The organism is Sphingobium jiangsuense (assembly GCF_014196495.1).
In the GTDB taxonomy this organism is placed as follows: domain Bacteria; phylum Pseudomonadota; class Alphaproteobacteria; order Sphingomonadales; family Sphingomonadaceae; genus Sphingobium; species Sphingobium jiangsuense.
Genome location: NZ_JACIDT010000008.1, coordinates 120627 through 143380 on the forward strand (window position 1 = coordinate 120627; position 22754 = coordinate 143380).

Consider the following 22754-nt stretch of genomic DNA (forward strand, 5'->3'; position numbering starts at 1 on the left):
AAAGTCGAGTTGGCCGCCCGCCCGGCTTTGATAGTCTTGCTTCTCATAAGAGAAATGAGGAGCAGGCTATGCGCCATGCCGAGGATCTGGCGGGCATCAATGCGGCACTGGCATGCTATGTCGACGGCGTGAACCAGCGCGACGCCGCGCTGTGGGCGTCCTCATGGGACGAGGAAGCGGAGTGGCGGCTGTTCGACCCGGAGCCGGTGCGCGGGCGCGAGGCGATCGTCGCGGCGTGGACGGCGGCGATGGCGGATTTCCCGTTCGTCGTCATGCACGCGACGCAAGGGCAGGTCCTGGTCGAAGGCGATGAGGCGCAGGGGCGCTCCTATACCAGCGAGGTGGCGGAAACCGCGGACGGGCGCCATCTGCGCGTCTGGGGCTGCTACGTCGATCGCTATCGCAAACGCAACGGCGTCTGGCGCTTTTCCAGCCGCACCTTCTCCATCCTGAAATCGGAAGACCATAGTTCATGACCAGCACGGAAGCGGCACGGAAACAGGGACGCCTCGCGGGCAAGACCGCGATCATAGTGGGCGCATCGGACGAGCGGAGCATGGGCTTCGCCACCGCGCGGCGCTTTCTGGCCGAGGGCGCGAACGTCGTCATCGCCGCCCGCCGCAAGGAAGCGACGCAGGCGCTCGCCGACCGGCTGGGCGCGGTGGCCGTCGCCTGCGATATCACCAGCGAGGAGGATCTCGCCGCGCTGGCGCAGGCCGCGCTCGACCGCTTCGGCCGTCTCGACGCCGCGATCAACTATGCCGGGATAGAGGTGCAATCCCCGATCCTCGACGTGACGGCGGACGAGTTGCGCCGATCCTCGGACGTGCATTTCGTCGGCGCGACGCTGTTCATCAAGCATATGGCGCGGGCGATGGCGCAGGGCGGCTCGATCGTCACCGCCTCCTCGCTCACCGTGCTGGCGCAGGCGCCGGGGCACAGCGCCTATGCCGGGGCCAAGGGCGGCGCCGATGTGGTCGTCAGGGTCGCCGCGAACGAGCTGGGCGAGAAGGGCATCCGCGTCAACAGCATCGCGCCCGGCTTCACCCGCAGCGCGATGACCGAAGCCTATTTCGGGATGGAGGCGGTGCGCCGCGCCTTCCTGAAGGAGATGCCGCTGGGCCGCTTCCCCACGGTCGAGGATATCGCCGAGGTCGCGCTCTGGCTGGCGAGCGACGAGGCGTTCGTCACCGGCCAGCGCATCGACGTCACCGCCGGGCAGGCGCTGCGCCGCGTGCCGCTCGCGAGCGAATACGCATGAGTGGCGCGGCGATGACGGGCGGAGGGGCGGCGGGCCGCCTCGCGGGCAAGACGGCGCTGGTCGTCGGCGCGGCGGGTGTCGGCAATATGGGGCAGGTGATCGCCCGCCGCTTCGCCGCAGAGGGCGCGCGCGTCGCCGTCGCCGGGCGCAACAAGGAGGTGTTGCAGGCGCTGGCCGACGAGCTTGGCGGCGTCGCGCTGGACTGCGATTTCACCCGGCGCGACAGCATCGAGGCGATGGTGCAGGGCGCGGCGGACGCGCTGGGCGGCCTCGACATCGCGGTCAACGCGACCGGCTGGGGGCTGCTCAAGCCGTTCCTCGAAACCACCGACGAGGAACTGGACCGCATGTACGCGCTGCAACTGCGCGGGCCGTTCCAGTTCGTGCAGGCGCTGATCCCGGTGATGGAGCGGCGGGGCGGCGGGTCGATCATCCAGATCAGCTCCGCCACCGCGACGATCATGTTCCACGACCATGCCGCCTATATGGCGACCAAGGCGGGGACCGATCATATGATCCGCACCGTCGCCAATGAATTCGGCCATCTCGGCATCCGCGCCAACAGCATCTCGCCCGGCGTCACCGAAACGCCGATGACCGCCGAAGCGCAGGCGGTGCCGGGGCTGATGGAGGCGTTCAAAAAGGGCTATCCGCTCGGCCGCTACGGCACCTCGGCGGATATCGCGGCGGGGTGCGTGTTCCTTGCCAGCGACGAATGCTTCATGACCGGCGAGAATCTGCAGGTGAACGGCGGCCTGACGCTGCGCGGCAACCCCGGCAAGGCGGATATCGAGGCGTCCGTCGCGGCGGCGATGGCGGCGGGCACGGGGCAATGAACGGCGCGCGCCAGCCCCTGCCCAATCCGCCGCTGCCCAATCCGCTCTGCATGGCTTCGGGCATCATGCCGGAAGCCTGCCCGGTGGAGCTGGTGGAAAGCGCCGCCTCGGCCGGGTTCGACTATGGCGGCATGTGGGTGGAGCCTGCCGACTGGACCGACCGCACCATGCGCGAGGTGAAGGCGGCGATGCGGGCGACCGGCCTGCCGCTGATCGATGTCGAGGTGGTATGGCTGAAGCCCGGCCCGCCCGATCCGCAGCATGACCGGATCGTCGATATCGGCATGGAGCTGGGCGCGCGCAACGTGCTGTGCGTCAGCAGCGACCCCGACAGCGGGGCGACCCGCGACAAGCTGGCAAGGCTGGCCGAACGGGCGGGCGGCGACATCCGCATCAATCTGGAATTCGGCCTGTTCACCGAGGTGCGCACGCTGGCGCAGGCGAGCGCGGTCCTGCGCGAGATCGACCATCCGGCGATGGGCCTGCTGATCGACGCGCTGCACTGGCGGCGGTCGGGCGGCACGCTGGCCGAGGTGGCGGAGCTGCCCGATGCGTGGCTCAGCTATGTGCAGCTGTGCGACGCGCCCGACCCCGGCGCCGATCCGGAGGATATGCAGGCGATATTGGAAGAGGCGATCGACGGCCGGTTGCCGATGGGCGCGGGCGGCCTGCCGCTGGGGCCGCTCTACGCGCTGCTGCCGCCGGGCCTGCCCATCGCGATCGAGGAGCGGTCGCAGGCGCTGCGCGACAATTTCCCCGACCTGCGCCAACGCGCCGCCGAGCTGATGCGGATCAGCCGGGGATGGCTGCACCGCGAAAGCGCGCTGGTGGGGCGGGGGTAGGGACGGGGTTTCTGCCCGGCCTGATGTCGTTTGTGAACCTATCACGGATACCCTGCCTCACCTCCGTTCGCCCTGAGCCCTGCGACAGGCTCAGGACCGGCTTGTCGACCCGAAGGGCGGGCGGAAGCCCAACGGCTGTACTTCCCCCTTCAAGAAGGACAGGGCTTCGACATTGAAGCGAGGCGAGTGCCTCGCTCAACAGCCCGAACGGAGAAGAGGGCCGTTCTCACCTTTCCTTCCCGTCATGCCAGCGCAGGCTGGCATCTGTGGAGACGATACGCGACATGGCCTGCGACCCCAGCCTGCGCTGGGGTGACGGTAGCCAACCACCCCGATGCACCTGCCCTAAAGCACCCGATAGGCCCAGATCATCGACCGGTCGTGATCGATGAAGCGGCGTTCGTCCTCCAGCGCGTCCTGCGCTACATCGGGGCGGGTGAGCTGGCGGATCAGCGCGTCGACATCGGGAAAATCGACCTCGACGATGCCGTCGAGCGTGGAGGCGGGCAGGCCCGCCGTCCCGGCCAGCGCCGCCGCCCGCGCCGGGTCCGCATGCAGCTGGTGATAGCTGTAGGGCGGGATCATCCGGCGGCCATAATCGGCGTGATGATGCAGCCAATAGCGATGGAATTCCGCCAGCGTCAGCGCGGGCAGGCGGCGCAGGCCGAAGAACAGCCGGATGCGGTCGCGCCCTTCCAGCACGACATGCCGCTCGGCCGCCGCCAGCGAGGATCGCTCGACAAGGACATAAGGCGCGAGCGCGGCCAGCAGCGGCGCGACGTCCTCCTCCCCCAGAGAGACGATGAGGTCGGGCAGCGCCAGGTCCGGCCCGCTCGCGCGCGAAAGCGCCGGCAATGCGTCGTCGGGCAGGCGGCGCATCGCCCATGCCGCGCCGCGGAGCCGGTCGGCGAGCGCCTGCTCCACCGCATCGGGCGACGCGCCCGGTTGCAGGTGGAGATGCAGCTGGATTTCTTGCGCCATCGCCTTATCCCGTCAGCAGCGCCGGGTCTTCGATCAGGCCCTTGAGCGTGCGCATGAAGTCCGCCCCGACCGCGCCGTCGATCGCGCGATGGTCGCAGGACAGCGACAGTTCGACGATGGTGGCGAAGGCCAGCGCGTTGCCGATCTCGATCGGCTGGCGCGAGCCCGCGCCGACCGCGAGGATCGCGCCCTGCGGCGGGTTGATGATCGCGTCGAACTGGTCGATGCCATACATGCCCAGATTGCTGACCGAGAAGCTGCCGCCCTGAAATTCCTCCGGCTGGAGCTTGCCGGTGCGCGCCTTGTCCGCCAGCGCCTTCACCTCGCGCGAGATGGCGGCGACCGAGAGGCGATCCGCGCCCTTGACGATGGGCGTGATGAGGCCCTTGTCGGTCGCCACCGCCACCGCGATATCGGCCCCGGTGAAGCGGTGGATCTCGTCGCCATGCACCTGCACATTGACATCGCGATGCCGCATCAGCGCCAGCGCGCAGGCGCGCACGATATAATCGTTGATGCTGGGCGCCTCTCCGGTCGCCGCCTTGGCCTGCGCGCGCAGGCCGAGGATCGCGTCGATCCGCACCTTCGACCGCAGGTAGAAATGCGGGATGGTCGATTTGCTGTGGCTCAATGCCTTGGCTATCGCCTTGCGCATCGGCGACATGCGGACGATTTCCGCGCTGCCATCGGCCGGACGGGCGAATTCCGGCGGTGCGGCGGGGACGGGGGCCGCCGCCGGGGCGACCTTCGCCAACACATCGGCCTTGCAGATGCGGCCCTTTGGCCCGGTGCCGGTGATGCCGGAAAGATCGACGCCATGCTGCACCGCAAGGCGCTTCGCCAGTGGGCTGGCGAACACATCGCCGAGGCCGTTGCCCACCGGCGTCAGATCGACCGGCGCGCCGCCGCCGATGCTGGCCGGGGGCAGGCTCGCCTGCTGCACGTCCTGAAGGGTGATCCGTCCCTTGGGGCCGGAGCCTGCCAGCCCGGCGATATCGACGCCCTGCTCCTCGGCAAAGGCGCGTGCGGCGGGGCTGATATCGGCGTCGGCGGGGATGGTGATCGCCTTTTTCACCGGGGCTGGAGCCGGAGCAGCGGGAGCCACCGCCTTCACCTCGGATGCCGGGGCGGGCGTGCTCGCCCTGGCCGCGACGCCGGTGGCGCTGGCGGGGGCGAAGGCGGCGATGAATGCGTCCACCTCGTCCGCGCCCGGTTTGGCGTCCGGACCGGTCAGCACCGCGATCAGATCGCCGACCTGATAGGTGCCGCCCTTTTCCGCGATCAGCCGCGCGAACATGCCGTCCGCCTCGGCCTCGACCTCATTGGTGATCTTGTCGGTTTCGATGAGCGCGATGAGGTCGCCCTTCTTGAACGGCTTGCCTTCCTCGACCAGCCATTCGGCGACGACCCCCTCGGTCATCTCTATGCCCCATTTGGGCATGGCAAATGCGCGCAATTCCGCCATGGCGCTCACACCTTCCTGTAGGACATAAGCCGCACCGCCGCCGCGACGATCTTTTCGGGCGAGGGCAGATAGGCCGATTCCAGCTCCCGCGCGAAGGGCACCGGGCTGTGCGGCGGCGTGACCATCTCGATCGGCGCCTTCAGCGAGGAGAACGCCTTGCCCGCGACCAGCGCGGACAAATCCGTCGCCAGCGAGCAGCGCGGCGGGGCCTCGTCGACAATCAGCAGGCGGCCGGTGCGCTCGACGCTGTCGAGGATCGCCTCTTCGTCCAGCGGGCTGGTGGTGCGCAGGTCGAGCAGGTCGCAGCCGATGCCGTCCTGCGCGAGGTCGGCGGCTGCCTTTTCGGCAAAGCCCACCATCATGCCGGTGGCGAGGATGGTGATGTCGTCGCCCTGTGTCACCTGCCGCGCATGGCCGAAGGGGATCACATAATCCTCGTCCGGCACCTCGCCCTTCACCGCGTAGAGCGCCTTGTGCTCCAGGAAAATCACCGGGTCGTCGTCGCGGATCGACTGGGCGAGCAGGCCCTTGGTGTCGGCGGGCGTGGTCGGCATCACGACCTTCAGCCCCGGCATCGCGGTGACGAACTGATGGATGACCTGGCTATGCTGCGGCGCGGCGTTGTAGCCCGCGCCATAGGGCATGCGGATGGTGATCGGGCAACGCGACTTGCCGCCGAACATGTAGCGGAACTTGGCGACCTGGTTCCAGATCTGGTCCATGCACACGCCGATGAAGTCGGCGAACATGATCTCCGCTATGGCGCGCTTGCCGGTCAGCGCCGCGCCCGCCGCCGCGCCGATGATCGCACTTTCGGAAATGGGCGTGTCGATCACCCGGTCCGGGCCGTATTTCGCCCACAGGCCCCCCGACGTGCCCCAGATGCCGCCGATCGCCTCCGGCCCGCCGGGTGCGCCGTTGCCACCGACGATATCCTCGCCCAGCATGATGAGGCTGTCGTCGCGGGCCATTTCCGCGTCGATGGTGTCGCGAATGACATCGCGGATCATTTTGCTTGCCATGTTCTGTGATCCCCTGCGTCAGTAGCTGATGTAGACGTCTTGCGTGACATCGGCGGCGGTGGGCCGGGTCGCGGCCTTGGATTCCGCCACCGCCCGGTCGATCAGCGCGGCGACCTCCGCGTCCACCGCGTCGAGATCGCCATGGTCGAGCAGCTTCGCCTCCGTCACCTTCTGGCGGAACGTCCTGATCGCGTCGCGCTCCTCGCGGATGCGCTCCAGCTCTCCCTTGCCGCGATAGCGTTGCGGGTCGCCCTCGAAATGGCCGTAGAAGCGTTCGCAATCCAGCTCGATCGAGGCCGGGCCGTTGCCCGCCTTGCAATGGTCGATCAGTTCCCGCATCGCGTCGTAGACGGAGAAGAAGTCGATGCCGTCCGCCTTGATCGCCTTCATGCCGAAGGCGGCGGCGCGGGCGGTCATGCTCTCGGCGCCGACTGCATAGGCTTCGCCGGTATGCTCGGAATAATGGTTGTTCTCGAACACGAAGATCACCGGCAACTTCAGCACCACCGCCATGTTCATCGCCTCGAAGGTGGTGCCCTGGTTGCAGGCGCCGTCGCCGGAAAAGGCGATGGAGACGGTGCCGTTGCTCTTCGCGGTGATCCCCGCGCCCACCGCGATCGGCGCGCCCGCGCCGACGATGCCGTTCGCGCCCAGCATGCCGACATTGACGTCGGCGATGTGCATCGAACCGCCCTTGCCCTTGCACAGCCCGTCGCGCGAACCGTAGATTTCCTTCATCATGTCGATGACATCGCAGCCCTTGGCGATGCAATGGCCATGGCCGCGATGGGTGGAGATGATATAATCCTTCGGCCCCAGATGCTCGCACACGCCCACGGCGCACGCTTCCTGCCCGGCATAGAGATGGGTGAAACCCGCGATCTCGCCCAGCGCGATCTCGTCATGCAGGCGTTCCTCGAACAATCTGATGGTCTTCATCTGGCGATATGCCTTCAGGAGCGCTTCCCTGCTGAGCTGCATCCCTTATTCTCCTCTCGTACCGGTCGGGCGGTTCAAAGCCCCAGAACCGTTTTGGCGATGATAGTGCGCTGGATTTCGTTGGTCCCGCCGAAAATCGTCCAGGCGCGCGAATTGAGATAGCGCGGCGCGGCCAGTTGCGCCTCCTTGCCGTAGAGCGGCTGCGGCGCGTCATCGCCGTAAAGCGGCCGCCGCGTTTCGAGCGCGAGGCCCGCATGGCCGTAAAGATGCATGGCGAGCGCGTCGACCTGCTGGCGCAAGGTGGAAGCGACCATCTTCGACAGCGAGGTCTGCGGGCCGGGCGGCAGGCCCTTGGCCATTTCCGCGAGCACGCGCAGCTCGGTCATCTCCAGCGCCTGCGCCTCCAGCTCGATCCGCGCGAGGCGGGCCATGAAGGTGCGGTCGTCGGCCATGCAGCCGCCGCGCCCATCCGGCTCGCCCTTCGCCGCCGCGCGGATGCGGGAAAGGTCGGACAGCAGCTTGGGCGCATGGCAGGCACCGCCGCGCTCATTTTCCAGCAGGAACTTGGCGATGGTCCAGCCCTGTCCTTCCTCGCCGACCAGATGGTCCACCGGCGTCCTTACGTCGTCGAGATAGACCTCGTTCACTTCATGGTCGCCCGCAAGGCCGATGATCGGCCGCACCTCGATGCCGGGCTGGTCCATGTCGACCAGCAGGAAGCTGATCGAACGCTGCGGCTTCTCGCTCTGGCTCGTCTTGACGAGGCAGAAGATGCGGTTCGCATGATGGGCGTGGGTGGTCCAGATCTTCTGGCCGTTGATCACATAATGGTCGCCCTGCCGTTCCGCGCGGGTCTTGAGGCTGGCGAGGTCGGAGCCGCTGCCCGGCTCGGAAAAGCCCTGGCACCAGAAATCGGTGCCGTCGAGGATGCGCGGCAATATATGCGCCTTCTGCTCCGCCGTGCCGAAGCGGCAGATGACCGGGCCGAGCAGCTTGAGGCTGAGCACCGGCAGGCTGGGCGCATCGGCCAGCGCGCATTCCTTTTCGAAGATATAGCGCTGGATCGGCGTCCAGCCGGTGCCGCCGCACTCGACCGGCCAGTTATAGGCGAGCCAGCCCTTGCGGTGGAGGATCGCCTGCCATTCGCTGCCGATATCCGGCTCCACGAACACGCCGGGCGTCGCGCGCGCGCCCTCGCGCAGATGCTCCGGCAGGTTTTCGTCGAGGAAATGGCGCACTTCCTTGCGGAAAGCCGTATCCTCGGGGGAGAAGTCGAGATCCATCTTATCGTTCCAAAATCGTGACGCCGGAAATGCCCGGCGCGCCGTAGACATGGGAATAGGCCGTGCGCGGATCGCCCGGCACCTGCCGCCCGCCGCCCAGCCCACGCAGTTGCAGCGCGTTTTCATAAACCTGGCGCAGGCCGGAGGCGCCGATCGGCTCGCCGCAGGCGATGCAGCCGCCATCGGTGTTCACCGGCAGCCTGCCGTCGATATCGGTCCAGCCATTGGCGAGCCATTCCTCCTGCTCGCCATCCTTGCAGAAGCCGTTCTCGGCCATGTGCATGACCTCCGCGCCCGATTCGGTGTCCTGCAACTGGGCAAGGTCGATATCCTCCGGGCCGATGCCCGCCATTTCGAATGCCGCCTTGCTGGCGAGCAGCGTCGGTGCGCCGCCGCGCTCTATGTCGATGCTGGGGGCGAACACCTCGAACGAGCCGGGCGGTCGGGTGCGCACCACGGCGGACTTGATCCGCACCCGGTCCCGGCCCAGCTCCCGCGCCTTCTTCGCGCTGGCGAGGATCAGCGCGACGCCGCCCTCGGCGGGCGAGCAGAACATATATTTGGTCAGCGGGTCGCTGATCATCTGGCTGTTGAGGATGGTGTCGAGATCGACCGGCGACCGCCGCCATGCATGATCGGCATGGACGGCGTTGCGGAACGACTTTTCCGCCACGCGGCCCAGCGTCGCCGGGGTGATGCCGTGCAGCGCCATATAGCGTTGCAGCTTGATCGCGAAAAACTGCGTCGTCACCATGAAGCCTGCCTCGCCATACCAGTCGGGCAGGCCATATTCGGCGGGCAGCGCGTTGAACGCGCCGCGCGGATGCTTGTCGAAGCCGATGGCGACGCCGACATCATATTGGCCCGACGCGATCGCCTGCCACGCGCCGATCAGCGCCGATCCGCCCGTCGCGCAGCCATTTTTCACATTGATGAAGGGCAGGCCGGTCAGGCCCAGCTCGTTGACGATGCTGTCGGCATTGCCCGCCGCGTCGGAGCCGCCGAAACCGAACTGCATATCCCGCCAGTCCAGCCCTGCGTCCGCGAGCGCCTGGCGCGTCGCATAGGCGCCCTGTTGCAGGCCGGAAAGCGCGTCGGTGCGGCCGAAGGGGTGGATGCCGATGCCGATGATGAAAACGTCCTGCATCGAATCAGACCTCCCGCATCGGCGCGAACGCGTAGATCAGGATGTCCTCGCCCTGTGCGTTCCGCGCGAAGGGGACGAGGCGCAGCTCCATCTCCATGCCGATGCGCAACTGGCCGAAATCGTCTATGCCGGCGAGGCGGCTTTCCACGATGACCGCGCCGGGCAGTTCGACATAGCCGAGCGCGAACGGCTCGAACGCCTCCGGCCCGGCATAGGGCGGGGATTTGGGCCGGAACCGCTGCACCGTCCACGACCACAGCGTGCCGCGCCGGGGCAGGTCCACCGGCTCCCAGCGATCCGGGTCGGCCGGGCAGGGAAAGACCACCCGTCCGCTCGCCCGGTCCCGCCCGCCTATCAGCGTGGGCTGGGGCGTTGCGCGGAATATCCCTTCCGCAATCGCTATGCCGTCCATCATCCTGACCTCTTCGCGTCAATGCTTCGATCGTCACTATGGGAAAGCGGGGCGGCGAATTCTTCTGTAAGAAAGCATAGGTAAGGGGATGACGGGCGGAATTTTGCGGCGGGACGCGAGAGCGAAGCGGGTGTAGCCAGGTGCGGCCATCAGAATCAGTTTCGGATTTGGGCATCAGACACCAGAACCGTTCGGGCTGAGCCTGTCGAAGCCCTGTCCTTCTTCTTTGCGCGGCGGAGAAGAGAAAAGCAGCCCTTCGACAAGCTCAGGGCGAACGGATGTAGTGCTATGTCCGCTTTCCAAAATCCGCCCTTCCGCAACGCCGGTCGCACCCCCCAAAAACAAGCCGGCCGAGTCGCCCCGGCCGGCTCTGGAGCCGTTGATCGGACTAACCGCGCCTATCGGGCGGCCGAGGGCATTTCGCTTTCGGGCGGCGGCGCGGCGGTGGTCGCGGCGACATTGCCGAGATAGCCGAGCTGCGTCGCCTTGAATACGGCCTGGCTGCGGTTGACCGCCTCCAGCTTGATCGCCGCATTATGGATGTGGAAGCGCACGGTGGCGCAGCTGCGGCTCAGGATCAGCGCGATTTCCACGTCGGTCTTGCCGACCGCCGCCCAGCGCAGGCACTCCACCTCGCGCTTGGACAGGCGGCAATTCTTCGGAATCCACGGGCGCTGGCTGGTGACGCGGGTATAGCCGTTCACGAATCGGCGGGAATGATATTCCAGCTGGTCGCTATAGGCCTCGAACTCCTTGGCCAGATTGTCGCGGCAATCGTTCATCGGCGAAAAGCTGACGGCCGCGATCTGGCCGAAGGCCATGTGAACGGGCACGACGATGACCGCCTTCGCGTTCACCTCGTCATCGAACAGCGACAGGTCGATCTGATCGAGCAGCGGATTGGGCGCGCGAGTGTAGATGCCGGCCGAATTGGCCCAGAAAGGTTCGTTCTCGTACCGGCAGGCGAAGGTGAGGGGGGAGCTGAGCGCGAGCAGCGGCTTCTTCCACCACTGGTCCTTGGAACCGGGCCAGCCGAAGATGGAACTGGCGAGAATCTCTCCCTCCGCATCCCGCATCGGCGTTTTCGACGCGATGTTCGCGCACGCGGCCACGCGGAAATTGCCCAGTTCCCTGGCAATGTCCCTCAGGGCCTCCGCAGCGGGCCTTATATCGGCCGCCGACCGGATGCTGATTGGTATCTGCCTGCCCGCACGAATATCGGATTCTATGATTTTTTCACCGATTCCGGCCTTGCAAGCGGCGAGCGTGTCACCTGTTCTCTCCATGACCGCATCCTATGCCCGAGCAGGGTGAGCGGCAAGCATCAAAACCTATCGGAAACGCTAGGTGAGGCCGGGGCCGGATGCGACGAATGGCGATGAACTAGCGGAAAAAGCAGTCAACTGGCGGCCGGAACCGGGGGCATAACCGCCTTCCGTTGAAAATACCGGCGGCCCGATGCGGACGCCATCGATTCCAGAGGAAGATGGTTTGGATTTCGATGTAAATGAAGAGCAGGCGATGCTGCGGGATCTGGTCGCCAGATTCGGCGCGGACCATTATGATCCGGTCAAGCGGCTTGCCTATCTGCGCGAACCGCGCGGCTTTACCGCCGCCAGCTGGACGATGATGGCGGAAACCGGATTGCTCGCCTTCGCGCTGCCGGTGGAGGCGGGCGGCTTCGGCGGATCGGATACCGATATCATCACCGTGATGGAGGCGTTCGGCCGCTTCGTCGGGGTGGAGCCGCTGCTGGCCTCGATCCTGCTCGGCGCGGGGGCGGTGAACGCGGCCGCGACGGAGGCGCAGAAGGAGGCGCTGCTGCCCGGCATCGTCGCGGGCACGCAATTCGCGGCGCTCGCGCTGTTCGAGCATCAGAGCCGCTTCGGCCTTGCCCATCCGGCGACGCGGGCCGAGCCGGACGGAGGGGCGTTCCGCATCAGCGGCGCCAAGCAGATGGTGCTGGGCGGCGGCTTCGCCGATCATGTGATCGTCCTCGCCCGTGGCGGCGCGGATGGCGCGCCCGGCCTCTATCTGGTCGACGGCAGCGCGCCGGGGATCGTGCGGCGCGACTATCGCATGGTCGACGGCATGGCGGCGAGCGACATCGATTTCGCCGCCGTGCCCGCGCAGGCGATGACAGGTGGGCAGGAGGCGCTCGACCGGGTGCTGGCGCAGGCGCGGCTCGGCATCTGCGCGGAATTGCTGGGCCTGATGGAGACGATGTTCCACCAGACGCTCGACTATCTCAAGATGCGCAAGCAGTTCGGCCAGCCGCTCGGCTCCTTCCAGGTGCTGCAGCACCGCATGGCCGATTGCTATGCGCGGCTGGAGCTGAGCCGCTCGCAACTCTATCGCGCCGCCGGCGCGGAAGGGGAGGAGGCAGGCGCGCGCCGCGCGGCGATCAGCGCCGCCAAGGCCTATATCTCCGAAAGCGCGATGCATGTGGGCGAGGAAGCGGTGCAGCTGCACGGCGGCATCGGCGTCACCGACGAGCTGCTGGTCGGGCAGGCGTTCAAGCGCGTCGTGGCGCTGGCGAACCTGCTGGGCGACGCCGAGGCGGAAATCGACAGCTATGTCGCGCTGACGGCCTGACGGATCGGAAAGGGCGCATGTTCAAGCTGATAACGTTGCTGAAACGGCGCCCCGGCATGACGCGGGAGGCGTTCCGCGATCATTATGAAAGCCGCCACCGCCTGATCGGCGAAAAATATCTCACGGGGTTTGCCGATCATTATGTCCGCCGCTATGTCGAGCCGCTGCCGGGCGGGGGAGAGCCGGGCCATGACGTGATCATGGAGATCTGGCTGCCCGACCGAGCGCGGTTCGAGGCGCTGATGCGGCGGCTGGCCGAGCCGGAGGCCGCGGCCGAGATCGCGGAGGATGAGGAGCGGCTGTTCGATCGCGCGGCGACTTTGACTTTCACCGTGTCCGAAGTAGCGTCGGTCATGAACTGACGGCGCGGGAACGATCGTCGGCACATCAGGAACGGGAACAAGAGGATCAATGTCGGAAAATTTTCATCGCGTTATCGAGGCCGCCGAGGTCGAGGAAAAGGCGATGCTGCCTTTCATCGTCAACGGCTGGCCGCTGTTCCTCTGCCGCGACGAGGGCACGATCTACGCGATCATCAACCGCTGCACCCATGCGGCGGCCGAATTCGCGCCGGGCGGACGGGTGCGGCGCGGCGCGGTGATGTGCCCGCTGCACGGCGCGCGCTTCAGGCTGGATACCGGCGAATGCATCGGCGGGGCCAATTACAAGCCACTGAAGAAATTCGAATGCCGCGAAACCGAGGATGGCTGGATCGAGGTGGCGGTGCCCGACGAGGCGCCGGGGGCGGAGCATCTGCCGGTCAAGCCGCTGGGGTGATGGAGGGATAGAAAGCGAATTTCCCGCCTCCGTTCGGGCTGAGCCTGTCGACCCGAAGGGCGGGCGAAGCCCAACGGCCGCACTTTTCTTCGGCGTCGGAAAAAGAAGAAGGACAGGGCTTCGACAAGCTCAGCCCGAACGGTTTCCTTATTCCCTCTCCGTCATGCCAGCGCAGGCTGGCATCTCGGGAGGCGTTGCGCGACATGGCCACCGACCCCAGCCTGCGCCGGGGTGACGTACCGGAGAGGCCGCTCAGCTCCGCTTGCCCTCCTTGCACCACCCGATCCCCCGGCGCAGCAGGTCGTGGAACACCGGCAGATCCCAGGCGCAACGGTCCACGGTCGGCCACCAGTCGAGCCAGGGCTGCATGTCGTAATGCCCGCGGCAATGACCCAGCGTGTTGTAGAGCACTGCGCCCTCGCCCTGTGCCTTGATGTACATCACCGGGTGGCGCGCATGCGCCCACTGGTCCTCGTCGAATCCGGTGGCCTCGCCCTCGAACTCGGTGTCGAGCAGCACATGCAGGTCGCCGTGCCGTTCCATCAGATAGAGCTCGTCCGTCGTCTCGAACGGCTCGATCCCGCGCGTCAGCGGGTGGTCGGCATCCGCCACCTCGACCCTGTAGGGCGCGATCGGCGGATGGGCGATGAACTGGCTGCCCAGCGTCTCCATCATCAGCGGCGCCCAGCGCGGGCTGCCGTAGAGGCCGTTGTCGAACAGGCGCAGCACCGAATTGGTGCCGTGCAGCGCATACCAGCGCCCGCCGTCGCGCACCCACTGGCGCAGCATTTCCTGCGTGGCGAGCGGCGGCACCACGTCGCAGGTATAGGTGATGAGGAAATCGGCTTCCCTGATCGCCTCGGCGTTGCCGTAATCCTCGAACACGCGGGTGCGGACGCGCTGGTCCTCGGCCAGCAGCTTCAGCAGCTCCAGCCGGGCGAAGTCCATGTCATGATACAGACCGCCGACGATCAGCACGCAATTGATGCGCGCGGGGCGTTCTTCCGTCATCGCCTTGCCTCTCCTTGCTTCCTCCGCCGCCGGACGGTCAATATTGCACGCCCTTGGTGATGCCGCCGTCGATCAGCACATTGGCGCCGGTCATGTAGCGGCAGGCGGGCGAGGCGATGAAGGCGATGGCGCGGGCCAGCTCCTCGCCGGTGCCCATGCGGCCCATCGGGATCTGTTGCAGGATGGAATCGTGGAATTCCCGCATATTTTCCTTGATATAGGCCCAGGGGCCGTCCTCGGTGAATACCGGGCCGGGCGAGATGCAGTTCACGCGCAGCCCCTGCGGCGCATATTTCTGCGCCAGCGCGGCGCTGTAGTTGATGATCGCGGCCTTGAGCGCATTATAGGGCTGCGGCCCCATGAACTCCTCCAGCGCGCCGGTCGAGGAAATGGTGATGATCGCGCCCGCGTCCGATTTTTCGAGGAAGGGCAGCGCGGCATGGATGCCCCGCACCAGCGGCAATATGTCGCCGTTGAACACCGTGGTCCAGCCTTCCGGGCTGTCGACGCCGGGGTTCACCGAAACGAAGGGAATGAAGATGTCCGCGCCGCCCAGTCGCTCTGCCGCCTGCTCGACCCAGCGGGGGAAGGCCTCGGCGTCGGTCACGTCGACCGACGCGCCGAGGCCGCGCGCGCCCAGCGCCTCGACCTCCGCCACGACGGCATCGACCTTGGACTGCGTGCGGCCGCACAGCGCGACGTCGCATCCTTCGGCGGCGAGCACCTTCGCCACCTGACGGCCGATGCCCGCATTGGCCCCGGCCAAAATGGCCTTGCGGCCCTTCAATCCAATATCCATGAGCGGCGTCCTTTCCCGAAGCGTCTGTTCCGCGCCACTATGTACCCACATTGCCCGCGCGCTGCACTGGCGATTCCGTCAGTGGCGCGATAGGGGGCGGACGCGCCTTAATAGTATCGACAGGCCACAAGGGCCGGGCATTGAGCTATGACCCCCTTTTATCGGTTTATATCGGTCAACTTGTATCGATCAGGGGACGGAGAGAGGAACAGGTGGAAAGCAGCACGAACGGCCTTGCGGAACGTATTCGCGACCATGCCCGCACCCGGCCCGACGCGATCGCCCTCATCTTCGAGGGGCGGGAAACCGGCTATGGCGCGTTCGACCGCAACGCCAGCCGCGTCGCCAATGCGCTGATCGCGGCCGGGTGCCGGCCGGGCGATCGCGTCGCCTATCTCGGCAAGAACCGGGATATCTATTTCGAATATTGGATCGGCGCGGTGAAGGCGGGGCTGGTGACGGTGCCGGTCAACTGGCGCCTCGCCCCGCCGGAGGTCGCCTATATCCTGAACGACTGCCGCCCGCGCGTGATCCTGTGCGAGCCGGAGTTCCTCGACCGGGTGACGGGCATCGACGCGCTGATCCTCGTCACCGATCCGGCGGGGGATCATCCCGTCTTTACCCCGTGGCGCGACGCGCAGCCGGATGCCGACCCGCATCGCGATGCCGGCTACGACGGGGCGGTGCTTCAGCTCTACACCTCCGGCACCACCGGCAACCCCAAGGGGGCGATGCTTTCCAACCGCAGCCTGCTGGGCGTGCGCGCGTCGGTTCCGGCCGAAGAACTGCCCGAATGGTACCGGTGGAGCGCCGAGGACGTGTCGCTGATCGCCATGCCGGTGTTCCACATCAGCGGATCGGGCTGGGGGGTGTGGACGCTCCAGCATGGCGCCAGGGGCATCGTCGTGCGGGAGTTCGACCCGGAACGCGTGCTCGACCTGCTGGTCGCCCATCATATCACCAAGATCATGCTGGTGCCCACGGCGCTGCGCATATTGTGCGATCATCCGGCGGCGGCGGAGACGGATTTCAGCTTCCTCAAGACCATCTGCTACGGCGGCTCGGCGATCCCGCTCGACCTGCTGCGCCAGGCGATCGCGGTGATCGGCTGCGGCTTCGCGCAGATGTACGGGATGACCGAGACGGCGGGCACCATCGTCGGCCTGCCGCCGGAAGATCACGACCCGGAAGGCAGCCCGCGCATGCGCGGCATCGGCATCCCGCTGCCGGGCGTCAGGGTTCGCATCGTCGATGCGGAAGGGCGGGACCTGCCCGCCGGAGAAGTGGGCGAGATCGTCGTCGCGTCGCAGGCCAATATGATCGGCTATTTCGACCGGCCCGAGGCGACGGCGGAAACGGTCGACGCCGAAGGCTGGCTGCGCACCGGTGATGCGGGCTGGATGGACGCGGACGGCTATCTCTACCTCGCCGACCGGATCAAGGACATGATCATCACCGGCGGCGAGAATGTCTACCCCGCCGAGGTCGAGAACGCGCTCTACAGCCATCCCGATGTCGCCGACGTCGCGGTGATCGGCGTGCCGGACCCGAAATGGGGCGAGGCGGTGAAGGCGATCGTCGTGCCGGCAGCAGGGGCCAGCCCCGATCCGGCCGCGCTGATCGCCTGGGCGCGGGAGCGGATCGCCGCCTACAAGGCGCCCAAAACGGTGGATTTCCGCGCCGACCTGCCGCGCAATCCCTCCGGCAAGGTGCTGCGCCGCCTGCTGCGCGAGGACTATGGCTGACATGCGGCCCACCTGCGCTTTTCGGCAGGTTCGCCGCCCGGCGGGGCGCAGTAGCATCCTTAATCAGAGACAGAAACAGCGAGGAGAGTGGCATTGACCGCCAATTATTCAGGCCCGATCGAGGACAGGCTCGCCATCCGCGAATTGCTGGAAACCTATGCCGATGCGGTGAACCGCAACGACAAGGAATTGTGGGCCTCGCTCTGGGTCGAGGACAGCCATTGGGACCTGTCGCACTATCCCGAACTCGGCGTGGTGTCCGGCAAGCAGGCGGTGGTCGATCTGTGGGCGAGCGCGATGCCGCATTATCCCAAGCTCAGCTTCATCGTCAGCCCCGGCCTGATCCGCGTCGACGGTGACACGGCCGAAGCGCGCGCCTATTTCTCGGAAGTCTATGAGGAGCCGGGCACCGGCAAGGACAAGCGCGCCCGCGCCTGCTACAACGACAGGCTGGTGAAGCGCGACGGCAAATGGTTCTTCCAGACCCGCGTGTTCCAGATCATCCACCAGACCTGACCGGCCCGCCTGCCACCGCCCGCGCTTTCCCGCATTCACAAGGAACGGACATATATGATCGTCATCACCGGCCAGATCTTCACCGACAGGGAAACCTACCCCGCGCTGATCGCGCGGCTGCGCGAGCTGGTGGAGCCGTCGCGCGCGGAGGAAGGCTGCATCTTCTATCACATGGCGGAGGAAGACCCGGAAAACGGCGTGATCCTCGCCGCCGAGGCGTGGGAGAGCGAGGAGGCGCTCAACCGGCACCTCTCGCTGCCCGCGATCGCGAAGCTGCTCTCCGATTTCGAGGGCAAGTTCCGCAACGACGTCAACATCCATCAGGTGAGCAGCACGCGGAAGATGTAGGGGTGTGGCGCTGGCGGACAGGATGTGTCGACAGCCATTTCCAGAAACAAGAAATCCGTTCGGGCTGAGCCTGTCGAAGCCCTGTCCTTCTTCTTTCTCCAACGCTGAAAAGAAGGACAGCCGTTGGGCTTCGCCCGCCCTTCGGGTCGACAAGCTCAGGGTGAACGGAGGTGGGGAGGCTGACTCAGCCTATCTCTGGATCACCAGAATAGAAACACCCCCTTGCCCGCTTTCCCGCCCGCATTCTCTCCATAGGGCGGGAAGAGAACCCGGTCGTCGGAACGGCCGGGTTCTTTGCGGTCATTTCGCTGTCATGCCGCCGTCGATCACCAGTTCCGACCCGGTGACGAAGCTCGCCGCCGGGGAGCAGAGATAGACGATGCCGCCCGCGATCTCGTCCGCCGTGCCCATGCGCCCTATCGCATGACCCGCCGACACGGTCGCGCGCGCCGTTGCCTCGTCCGCGAACAGGCCGGTTTCGACATAGCGGGCATAGATGGTGTCCATCATATTGGTGTCGATGCCGCCCGGATGCACGCTGTTCGCGCGGATCGGCAGCTTCAGCGCCGCATATTCGAGCGCGGTGGACTTGGTGAACAGCTTCACCGCGCCCTTGCTGGCGCAATAGGCCGACATGAACGGCGCGCCGCGCAGGCCCCCGACCGAGGACAGGTTGACGATCGAGGAGCCGCCCTGCCGGTCCGCGCCGCTGCGCGCGAGCAGCGGCTCCATCGCTTTCGTGCCGAGGAACACGCCCTCGACGTTGATCGCGAAGCATTTGCGGAACTCGGCCAGCGGCGTGCCCGCGATGCTGTTGGTGACGGAAATGCCCGCATTGTTCACCACTATGTCGAGCCTGCCATAACGGTCGTCGATATGGGCGGCGAGATCGGCCCATGCCGCCTCGTCGGTCACGTCGAGCCGGCGATAGCCGTCCGCGCCCGCCACCTGCGCCTCGTCCGCCATGTCGGTGGCGATAACGCGCGCCCCGGCCTGCGCCAGCGCCCGCACCGTGGCGGACCCGATGCCGCCCTGCGCGCCCGTCACCAGCGCGACGGCGCCGGTCAGATCGAATATGCTCATATCCTGTTTCTCTCCCATATCTTGAAGGACCAGGACGGGTGGAGGTTCAGTTCAGGTGGAGCCGAGAAGCGTGATATCCGAGCATCGGAGCGCAGCGGACTTCAAGGTCCGTGAGCACCGAAGCGCAGGATATCGCGGTTCGCAGGCCCGCATGGGCTGAACCTCCGCCCGTCCTATCTTGCCGTCCAGCCGCCGTCGACAACCACCTCGCTGCCGGTCATGTAGCTGGCGTCGTCGCTGGCGAGGAAGGCGACGACCTTGCCGATCTCGACCGGCTGGGCGAGCCGCTTGACCGGCGTGCTCTGCGCCATCGCATCGACCAGCTGCTGCGCGGTCAGCGTGCCGTCGCGCTGCGCCCAGCGTTCCATGCCCTGCCACAGCAGCGGGGTTTCGACGAAACCGGGATGCACGCTGTTGACGCGGATCGGCACGCCCGCATCGGCGAATTCCAGCGCGTTGGACTTGGTGAACAGCCGCACCGCCCCCTTGGACGCATTATAGGCCGACACCTCGCCCATGCCGACCAGCCCCATGATCGAGCTGATGTTGACGATGCTGGACCCATAGGGCGTGCCCGCGCCGGTGCGCGCCAGCAGCGGCTGGAAGGTCTTGGTGCCGAGGAACACGCTGTCGAGGTTCAGCGCCATCAGCCTGCGCCACGCCGCCAGCTCCAGATCCTGCACCTTGCCGGTCAGGTCCGCGCCGACATTGTTGACCAGGATGTCGAGTCGGCCATGGTCGCGCTCCACCCGGTCGCGCGCGGCCTGCCAGGCGCTCTCCTCGGTGGCGTCGAGCCGGATATAGGCCGACCCTGTGATTTCCGCTAGGGCAGCCGTCGCGTCGGGGCTGTCCTCCGCGTCCAGATCGGTGACGATCACCGTCGCGCCGTCGGCGGCGAGGCACTCCGCTATCGCCCTGCCAATGCCCCTCAAGGCGCCGGAAACCAGCGCAACCCGCCCTTTCAGTCTGGTCGACATAATGATCCTCATCCCGATGATCGCGCCCTGTGGCGGGGCGATTTCCGCGCCGACTATTCGGCCTGCGGCGATCCGGCATCACCTGCTGCTTTTTACAGGTTCGGATTTTCGCCGGAAGGCGCATTTTGGTTGCGTCGGGATCGGGGGCGGGCAGCGGTCTGCCCCGGCCATCGTGGCGCCCCGTGAAAACAGAACAGGCAATGAGGTGAGGATATGAAAAGGCCCTTCGATAAACGGCTTCTGTGCGCGGCGGCGAGCGCCGCGAGCCTGTCGGTCGCGCTGGCGCAGCCGGCCCATGCGCAGGACAACCAGCCCCAGCCCGCCGCCGAGGCCGTGACGCAGGGCGGCCTGGAGGACATCGTCGTGACCGCGCGCAAGCGGGCGGAAAGCGTGCAGAATATTCCGGTCGCCGTCACCGCCCTGTCCGAGGCGCTGATCCAGCGGCAGGATCTGACCTCGATCGAAAAGGTCGCCGCGCGCACGCCCAACCTCAATGTCGGCCGCTCGTCCAACGGCTCGGGCGCGCAGCTGACGATGCGCGGCATCGGCTCCTCCTCCACCTCGATCGGCATCGAGCAGTCGGTCGCCGTGGTGGTCGACGGCGTCTATTACGGGCAGGGCCGCATCATCAACGAGGGCTTTTTCGATCTGGCGCGGGTGGAAATATTGAAAGGTCCGCAGGCGCTGTTCTTCGGCAAGAACGCGACCGCCGGCGTGATCTCGCTGACCACCGCCGATCCGGGCGACACGCCGGAATATAAGGGCCGCGTCAGCTATGAATTCAAGTCGGAGCAGGCGCAGGTGGAGCTGATCGGCTCGCTGCCGCTGTCCGACACGCTGGGCGTCCGCCTCGCGGTGCGCGGGTCGAAGATGTGGGGCGGCTATTATCGCAACGATTCGCCCGCGCGCAATTATTACACCACCGCCGACTTCGCGACCGCGACGCAGCACACCGCCTTGCCCGCCGCCGACGAGCAGCCGGGCGAGAAGGAGCTGCTCGGCCGCCTGACGCTGAAATGGGACGGCGGCGAGGGCATCACCAACACGCTGAAGGTTTCCGGCGACTACAGCAAGACGAACAACAGTTCGTGGAATTATGTGATGTACGAGTGCGCCAATGGCGTCAGCTCGCTCAACGGCAGCATCGCCTGCGGCAACGGCTTCACCTCGCACCAGAACAACTTCCCGGCCGACATCGCCGCGACCTTCCCGTTCGCGGGCAAGAACGGCGCGCTCTACAACCGCTACAAATCCTGGCAGGCGACCAACACGCTGGTCTATGATCTCGACGACCTCAGCGTCACCAACGTCACCAATTACAACTGGAACAACAACCGCTGGGCCTGCGCCTGCGATTTCCAGTCGAGCGACGTCGGCACCTTCGCGACCGAGAACAGCAGCTGGCACGCCTTTTCGAACGAATTCCGCGTGCTGACCCAGTTCGACAGCCCGATCAACCTGATGGCGGGCGTGCTCTACCAGAAGACCAAGCGCAAGTTCGACCAGTTCGTGACCTTCGCGGCGGTGCCGATGGCCGGCGGCATCGTCGCCGGGCCGGACAATCCGGCGGCGGGGGCCAACCGCTATGTCGCCTCGACCAAGGCGTCCATCACCGATGGCGAGACGATCGCCGGTTTCGGGCAGGTGACGTGGAAGGTCGTGCCGACCGTCGAGCTGGCGGCGGGCGTGCGCTATACCCATGAGACCAAGGACAGCTTCTTCAGCCAGCCCTATGTCAACGCCGCCTTCCAGGGCATTTTCGTCGAAGGCCGCCGGATCGAGGCGAAGCAGAGCTTCAACAACTGGTCGCCGGAAGTGTCGCTGACGTGGAAGCCGGTCGAGGATATCCTCGTCTACGGCGCGTACAAGACGGCGTACAAGTCGGGCGGCTTTTCCAATGGCGGCATCGATTCGGCGCTCTCGGCCGATCCGCTGAGCGACCTCACCTTCGATCCGGAAAAGGCGCGCGGCTTCGAAGGCGGCATCAAGACCACGCTGGCCGACCGCCAGCTGCGCCTGAACCTCGGCGTCTATTCCTATGCGTACAAGGATTTGCAGGTCGACTTCTTCAACTCGCCGATCTTCGCCTTCCAGACGCTGACCGCCGATGCGCGCACCAAGGGCGTCGAGGTGGAGTTCGAGTTCGCGCCACATGCGGTGCCGGGCCTCAACATCCACGGCTCGCTCAACTATACCCGCGCCCGCTATACTAGCTTCCCGCTCGCGCCCTGCTATGCCGGGCAGACCCCGGCGCAAGGGTGCAACCTGGCGTTCAACAGCGCGATCGGCGCCTATACGCGGCAGGATCTGGGCGGCAAGCCGCTGTCGGTCGCGCCCGACTGGACCGGGGCGTTCGGCGTGTCCTACGACACCGCGCTCGGCAACGGCCTCAAGGTCGGGGTGAACGCCGATGTCCGCTACAGCGACTCCTATCTCGTCTCCGGCTTCGGCAACCCCTATTCGCACCAGAGCGCCTATGCGACGCTGGACGCGGGCATCCGCGTGGGGGCCGAGGACGACCGCTGGCAGGTCGCGCTGATCGGCAAGAACCTGACCAACCGCCAATATATCAACGGCGGGGTCGATGGGCCGAGCACCGGCAGCGGCACCGGCACGCCGACGGGCGTCCATGCCGACCAGCTCGGCTTCGGCGCGCTGCCGCGCACGGTGATGCTGCAACTCTCGACCCAGTTCTGACATAACCAGCCTTTTCGG

23 protein-coding genes are annotated in these 22754 nt (G+C 66.5%); 11 read left to right on the forward strand and 12 right to left on the reverse strand.

Features of this window, described 5'->3' with window-relative positions:
- Positions 1-68: 68 nt before the first annotated feature.
- Genes GGR43_RS12525 through GGR43_RS12540 form a run of 4 tightly spaced genes read left to right on the forward strand, consistent with a single transcriptional unit; the run spans position 69 to position 2939 of the window.
- Positions 69-476 (forward strand): nuclear transport factor 2 family protein, encoded by a 408-nt coding sequence (locus GGR43_RS12525; RefSeq protein ID WP_188072308.1) that lies wholly within the window; start codon positions 69-71, stop codon positions 474-476.
- Positions 473-1261 carry an SDR family NAD(P)-dependent oxidoreductase gene (locus GGR43_RS12530; RefSeq protein WP_188072309.1) on the forward strand — a complete coding sequence of 263 codons (789 nt, stop codon included), beginning with the start codon at positions 473-475 and terminating at the stop codon, positions 1259-1261. Before GGR43_RS12525 ends, GGR43_RS12530 begins: the two co-directional genes overlap by 4 nt.
- Positions 1258-2097 carry an SDR family NAD(P)-dependent oxidoreductase gene (locus tag GGR43_RS12535; RefSeq protein ID WP_246343716.1) on the forward strand — a complete coding sequence of 280 codons (840 nt, stop codon included), beginning with the start codon at positions 1258-1260 and terminating at the stop codon, positions 2095-2097. The genes GGR43_RS12530 and GGR43_RS12535 overlap by 4 nt, the downstream gene beginning before the upstream one ends.
- Positions 2094-2939: a sugar phosphate isomerase/epimerase family protein gene (locus tag GGR43_RS12540; RefSeq protein WP_188072310.1), complete on the forward strand. Its 846-nt coding sequence runs from the start codon at positions 2094-2096 to the stop codon at positions 2937-2939. Before GGR43_RS12535 ends, GGR43_RS12540 begins: the two co-directional genes overlap by 4 nt.
- A gap of 345 nt (positions 2940-3284) precedes the next feature.
- Here GGR43_RS12540 and GGR43_RS12545 read toward each other — a convergent pair whose 3' ends face one another.
- From GGR43_RS12545 to GGR43_RS12580, 8 genes are all read right to left on the reverse strand, one after another.
- On the reverse strand, positions 3285-3920 hold the full coding sequence (locus tag GGR43_RS12545; protein ID WP_188072311.1) for an EthD domain-containing protein: 636 nt from the start codon (positions 3918-3920) through the stop codon (positions 3285-3287).
- 4 nt (positions 3921-3924) lie between these two features.
- Positions 3925-5385 carry a 2-oxo acid dehydrogenase subunit E2 gene (locus GGR43_RS12550; RefSeq protein WP_188072312.1) on the reverse strand — a complete coding sequence of 487 codons (1461 nt, stop codon included), beginning with the start codon at positions 5383-5385 and terminating at the stop codon, positions 3925-3927.
- A gap of 5 nt (positions 5386-5390) precedes the next feature.
- Positions 5391-6407, reverse strand: coding sequence for an alpha-ketoacid dehydrogenase subunit beta (locus GGR43_RS12555; RefSeq protein ID WP_188072313.1), 1017 nt, complete (start codon positions 6405-6407; stop codon positions 5391-5393).
- A gap of 18 nt (positions 6408-6425) precedes the next feature.
- Entirely contained in the window at positions 6426-7388 is a 963-nt protein-coding gene (locus GGR43_RS12560; RefSeq protein WP_188072314.1) for a thiamine pyrophosphate-dependent dehydrogenase E1 component subunit alpha, read from the reverse strand.
- A gap of 32 nt (positions 7389-7420) precedes the next feature.
- Positions 7421-8629, reverse strand: coding sequence for an acyl-CoA dehydrogenase family protein (locus GGR43_RS12565; protein WP_188072315.1), 1209 nt, complete (start codon positions 8627-8629; stop codon positions 7421-7423).
- A 1-nt stretch (position 8630) separates the two neighbouring features.
- Complete coding sequence (locus tag GGR43_RS12570) at positions 8631-9776, reverse strand: thiolase family protein (protein WP_188072316.1); 1146 nt, start codon at positions 9774-9776, stop codon at positions 8631-8633.
- 4 nt (positions 9777-9780) lie between these two features.
- Positions 9781-10191, reverse strand: coding sequence for a Zn-ribbon domain-containing OB-fold protein (locus GGR43_RS12575; RefSeq protein WP_188072317.1), 411 nt, complete (start codon positions 10189-10191; stop codon positions 9781-9783).
- A 395-nt stretch (positions 10192-10586) separates the two neighbouring features.
- Positions 10587-11474: a helix-turn-helix transcriptional regulator gene (locus tag GGR43_RS12580; RefSeq protein ID WP_188072318.1), complete on the reverse strand. Its 888-nt coding sequence runs from the start codon at positions 11472-11474 to the stop codon at positions 10587-10589.
- A 205-nt stretch (positions 11475-11679) separates the two neighbouring features.
- On the opposite strand from GGR43_RS12580, the gene GGR43_RS12585 reads away from it, so the two are divergent.
- The 3 genes from GGR43_RS12585 to GGR43_RS12595 are packed head-to-tail and all read left to right on the forward strand — an operon-like array spanning position 11680 to position 13560.
- Positions 11680-12783, forward strand: a complete 1104-nt coding sequence (locus tag GGR43_RS12585) for an acyl-CoA dehydrogenase family protein (protein ID WP_188072319.1) — start codon at positions 11680-11682, stop codon at positions 12781-12783.
- A gap of 17 nt (positions 12784-12800) precedes the next feature.
- A complete protein-coding gene (locus GGR43_RS12590) occupies positions 12801-13145 on the forward strand; it encodes an EthD domain-containing protein (RefSeq protein WP_188072320.1) in 345 nt (114 codons plus the stop codon).
- Positions 13146-13194: 49 nt separating this feature from the next.
- Positions 13195-13560, forward strand: coding sequence for a Rieske (2Fe-2S) protein (locus tag GGR43_RS12595; RefSeq protein WP_188072321.1), 366 nt, complete (start codon positions 13195-13197; stop codon positions 13558-13560).
- Between the two features lie 252 nt (positions 13561-13812).
- Here the strand turns inward: GGR43_RS12595 and GGR43_RS12600 are convergent, their stop codons facing one another.
- Together GGR43_RS12600 and GGR43_RS12605 are read right to left on the reverse strand one after the other, a co-directional pair.
- Positions 13813-14571, reverse strand: a complete 759-nt coding sequence (locus tag GGR43_RS12600; RefSeq protein WP_188072322.1) for a ThuA domain-containing protein — start codon at positions 14569-14571, stop codon at positions 13813-13815.
- A gap of 37 nt (positions 14572-14608) precedes the next feature.
- Positions 14609-15370: an SDR family NAD(P)-dependent oxidoreductase gene (locus GGR43_RS12605; RefSeq protein ID WP_188072323.1), complete on the reverse strand. Its 762-nt coding sequence runs from the start codon at positions 15368-15370 to the stop codon at positions 14609-14611.
- A 212-nt stretch (positions 15371-15582) separates the two neighbouring features.
- Between GGR43_RS12605 and GGR43_RS12610 the strand changes: the two genes are divergently transcribed.
- From GGR43_RS12610 to GGR43_RS12620, 3 genes are all read left to right on the forward strand, one after another.
- Positions 15583-17115 carry a fatty acid--CoA ligase gene (locus GGR43_RS12610; RefSeq protein ID WP_188072324.1) on the forward strand — a complete coding sequence of 511 codons (1533 nt, stop codon included), beginning with the start codon at positions 15583-15585 and terminating at the stop codon, positions 17113-17115.
- A gap of 87 nt (positions 17116-17202) precedes the next feature.
- On the forward strand, positions 17203-17631 hold the full coding sequence (locus tag GGR43_RS12615) for a nuclear transport factor 2 family protein (RefSeq protein ID WP_284276716.1): 429 nt from the start codon (positions 17203-17205) through the stop codon (positions 17629-17631).
- 54 nt (positions 17632-17685) lie between these two features.
- Positions 17686-17979 carry a putative quinol monooxygenase gene (locus GGR43_RS12620; RefSeq protein ID WP_188072326.1) on the forward strand — a complete coding sequence of 98 codons (294 nt, stop codon included), beginning with the start codon at positions 17686-17688 and terminating at the stop codon, positions 17977-17979.
- A gap of 300 nt (positions 17980-18279) precedes the next feature.
- Here GGR43_RS12620 and GGR43_RS12625 read toward each other — a convergent pair whose 3' ends face one another.
- Together GGR43_RS12625 and GGR43_RS12630 are read right to left on the reverse strand one after the other, a co-directional pair.
- On the reverse strand, positions 18280-19062 hold the full coding sequence (locus GGR43_RS12625) for an SDR family NAD(P)-dependent oxidoreductase (RefSeq protein ID WP_188072327.1): 783 nt from the start codon (positions 19060-19062) through the stop codon (positions 18280-18282).
- A gap of 173 nt (positions 19063-19235) precedes the next feature.
- Complete coding sequence (locus tag GGR43_RS12630; protein WP_188072409.1) at positions 19236-20039, reverse strand: SDR family NAD(P)-dependent oxidoreductase; 804 nt, start codon at positions 20037-20039, stop codon at positions 19236-19238.
- Between the two features lie 213 nt (positions 20040-20252).
- Between GGR43_RS12630 and GGR43_RS12635 the strand changes: the two genes are divergently transcribed.
- On the forward strand, positions 20253-22736 hold the full coding sequence (locus GGR43_RS12635; protein ID WP_188072328.1) for a TonB-dependent receptor: 2484 nt from the start codon (positions 20253-20255) through the stop codon (positions 22734-22736).
- Positions 22737-22754 lie beyond the last annotated feature (18 nt).

Bases quoted from the DNA above. Each gene is read 5' to 3' on its own strand.
- GGR43_RS12525 (WP_188072308.1), top strand. From the start codon at position 69: ATGCGCCATGCCGAGGATCTGGCGGGCATCAATGCGGCACTGGCATGC.
- GGR43_RS12530 (WP_188072309.1), top strand. From the start codon at position 473: ATGACCAGCACGGAAGCGGCACGGAAACAGGGACGCCTCGCGGGCAAG.
- GGR43_RS12535 (WP_246343716.1), top strand. From the start codon at position 1,258: ATGAGTGGCGCGGCGATGACGGGCGGAGGGGCGGCGGGCCGCCTCGCG.
- GGR43_RS12540 (WP_188072310.1), top strand. From the start codon at position 2,094: ATGAACGGCGCGCGCCAGCCCCTGCCCAATCCGCCGCTGCCCAATCCG.
- GGR43_RS12545 (WP_188072311.1), bottom strand. From the start codon at position 3,920: ATGGCGCAAGAAATCCAGCTGCATCTCCACCTGCAACCGGGCGCGTCG.
- GGR43_RS12550 (WP_188072312.1), bottom strand. From the start codon at position 5,385: ATGGCGGAATTGCGCGCATTTGCCATGCCCAAATGGGGCATAGAGATG.
- GGR43_RS12555 (WP_188072313.1), bottom strand. From the start codon at position 6,407: ATGGCAAGCAAAATGATCCGCGATGTCATTCGCGACACCATCGACGCG.
- GGR43_RS12560 (WP_188072314.1), bottom strand. From the start codon at position 7,388: ATGCAGCTCAGCAGGGAAGCGCTCCTGAAGGCATATCGCCAGATGAAG.
- GGR43_RS12565 (WP_188072315.1), bottom strand. From the start codon at position 8,629: ATGGATCTCGACTTCTCCCCCGAGGATACGGCTTTCCGCAAGGAAGTG.
- GGR43_RS12570 (WP_188072316.1), bottom strand. From the start codon at position 9,776: ATGCAGGACGTTTTCATCATCGGCATCGGCATCCACCCCTTCGGCCGC.
- GGR43_RS12575 (WP_188072317.1), bottom strand. From the start codon at position 10,191: ATGATGGACGGCATAGCGATTGCGGAAGGGATATTCCGCGCAACGCCC.
- GGR43_RS12580 (WP_188072318.1), bottom strand. From the start codon at position 11,474: ATGGAGAGAACAGGTGACACGCTCGCCGCTTGCAAGGCCGGAATCGGT.
- GGR43_RS12590 (WP_188072320.1), top strand. From the start codon at position 12,801: ATGTTCAAGCTGATAACGTTGCTGAAACGGCGCCCCGGCATGACGCGG.
- GGR43_RS12595 (WP_188072321.1), top strand. From the start codon at position 13,195: ATGTCGGAAAATTTTCATCGCGTTATCGAGGCCGCCGAGGTCGAGGAA.
- GGR43_RS12600 (WP_188072322.1), bottom strand. From the start codon at position 14,571: ATGACGGAAGAACGCCCCGCGCGCATCAATTGCGTGCTGATCGTCGGC.
- GGR43_RS12605 (WP_188072323.1), bottom strand. From the start codon at position 15,370: ATGGATATTGGATTGAAGGGCCGCAAGGCCATTTTGGCCGGGGCCAAT.
- GGR43_RS12620 (WP_188072326.1), top strand. From the start codon at position 17,686: ATGATCGTCATCACCGGCCAGATCTTCACCGACAGGGAAACCTACCCC.
- GGR43_RS12625 (WP_188072327.1), bottom strand. From the start codon at position 19,062: ATGAGCATATTCGATCTGACCGGCGCCGTCGCGCTGGTGACGGGCGCG.
- GGR43_RS12630 (WP_188072409.1), bottom strand. From the start codon at position 20,039: ATGTCGACCAGACTGAAAGGGCGGGTTGCGCTGGTTTCCGGCGCCTTG.
- GGR43_RS12635 (WP_188072328.1), top strand. From the start codon at position 20,253: ATGAAAAGGCCCTTCGATAAACGGCTTCTGTGCGCGGCGGCGAGCGCC.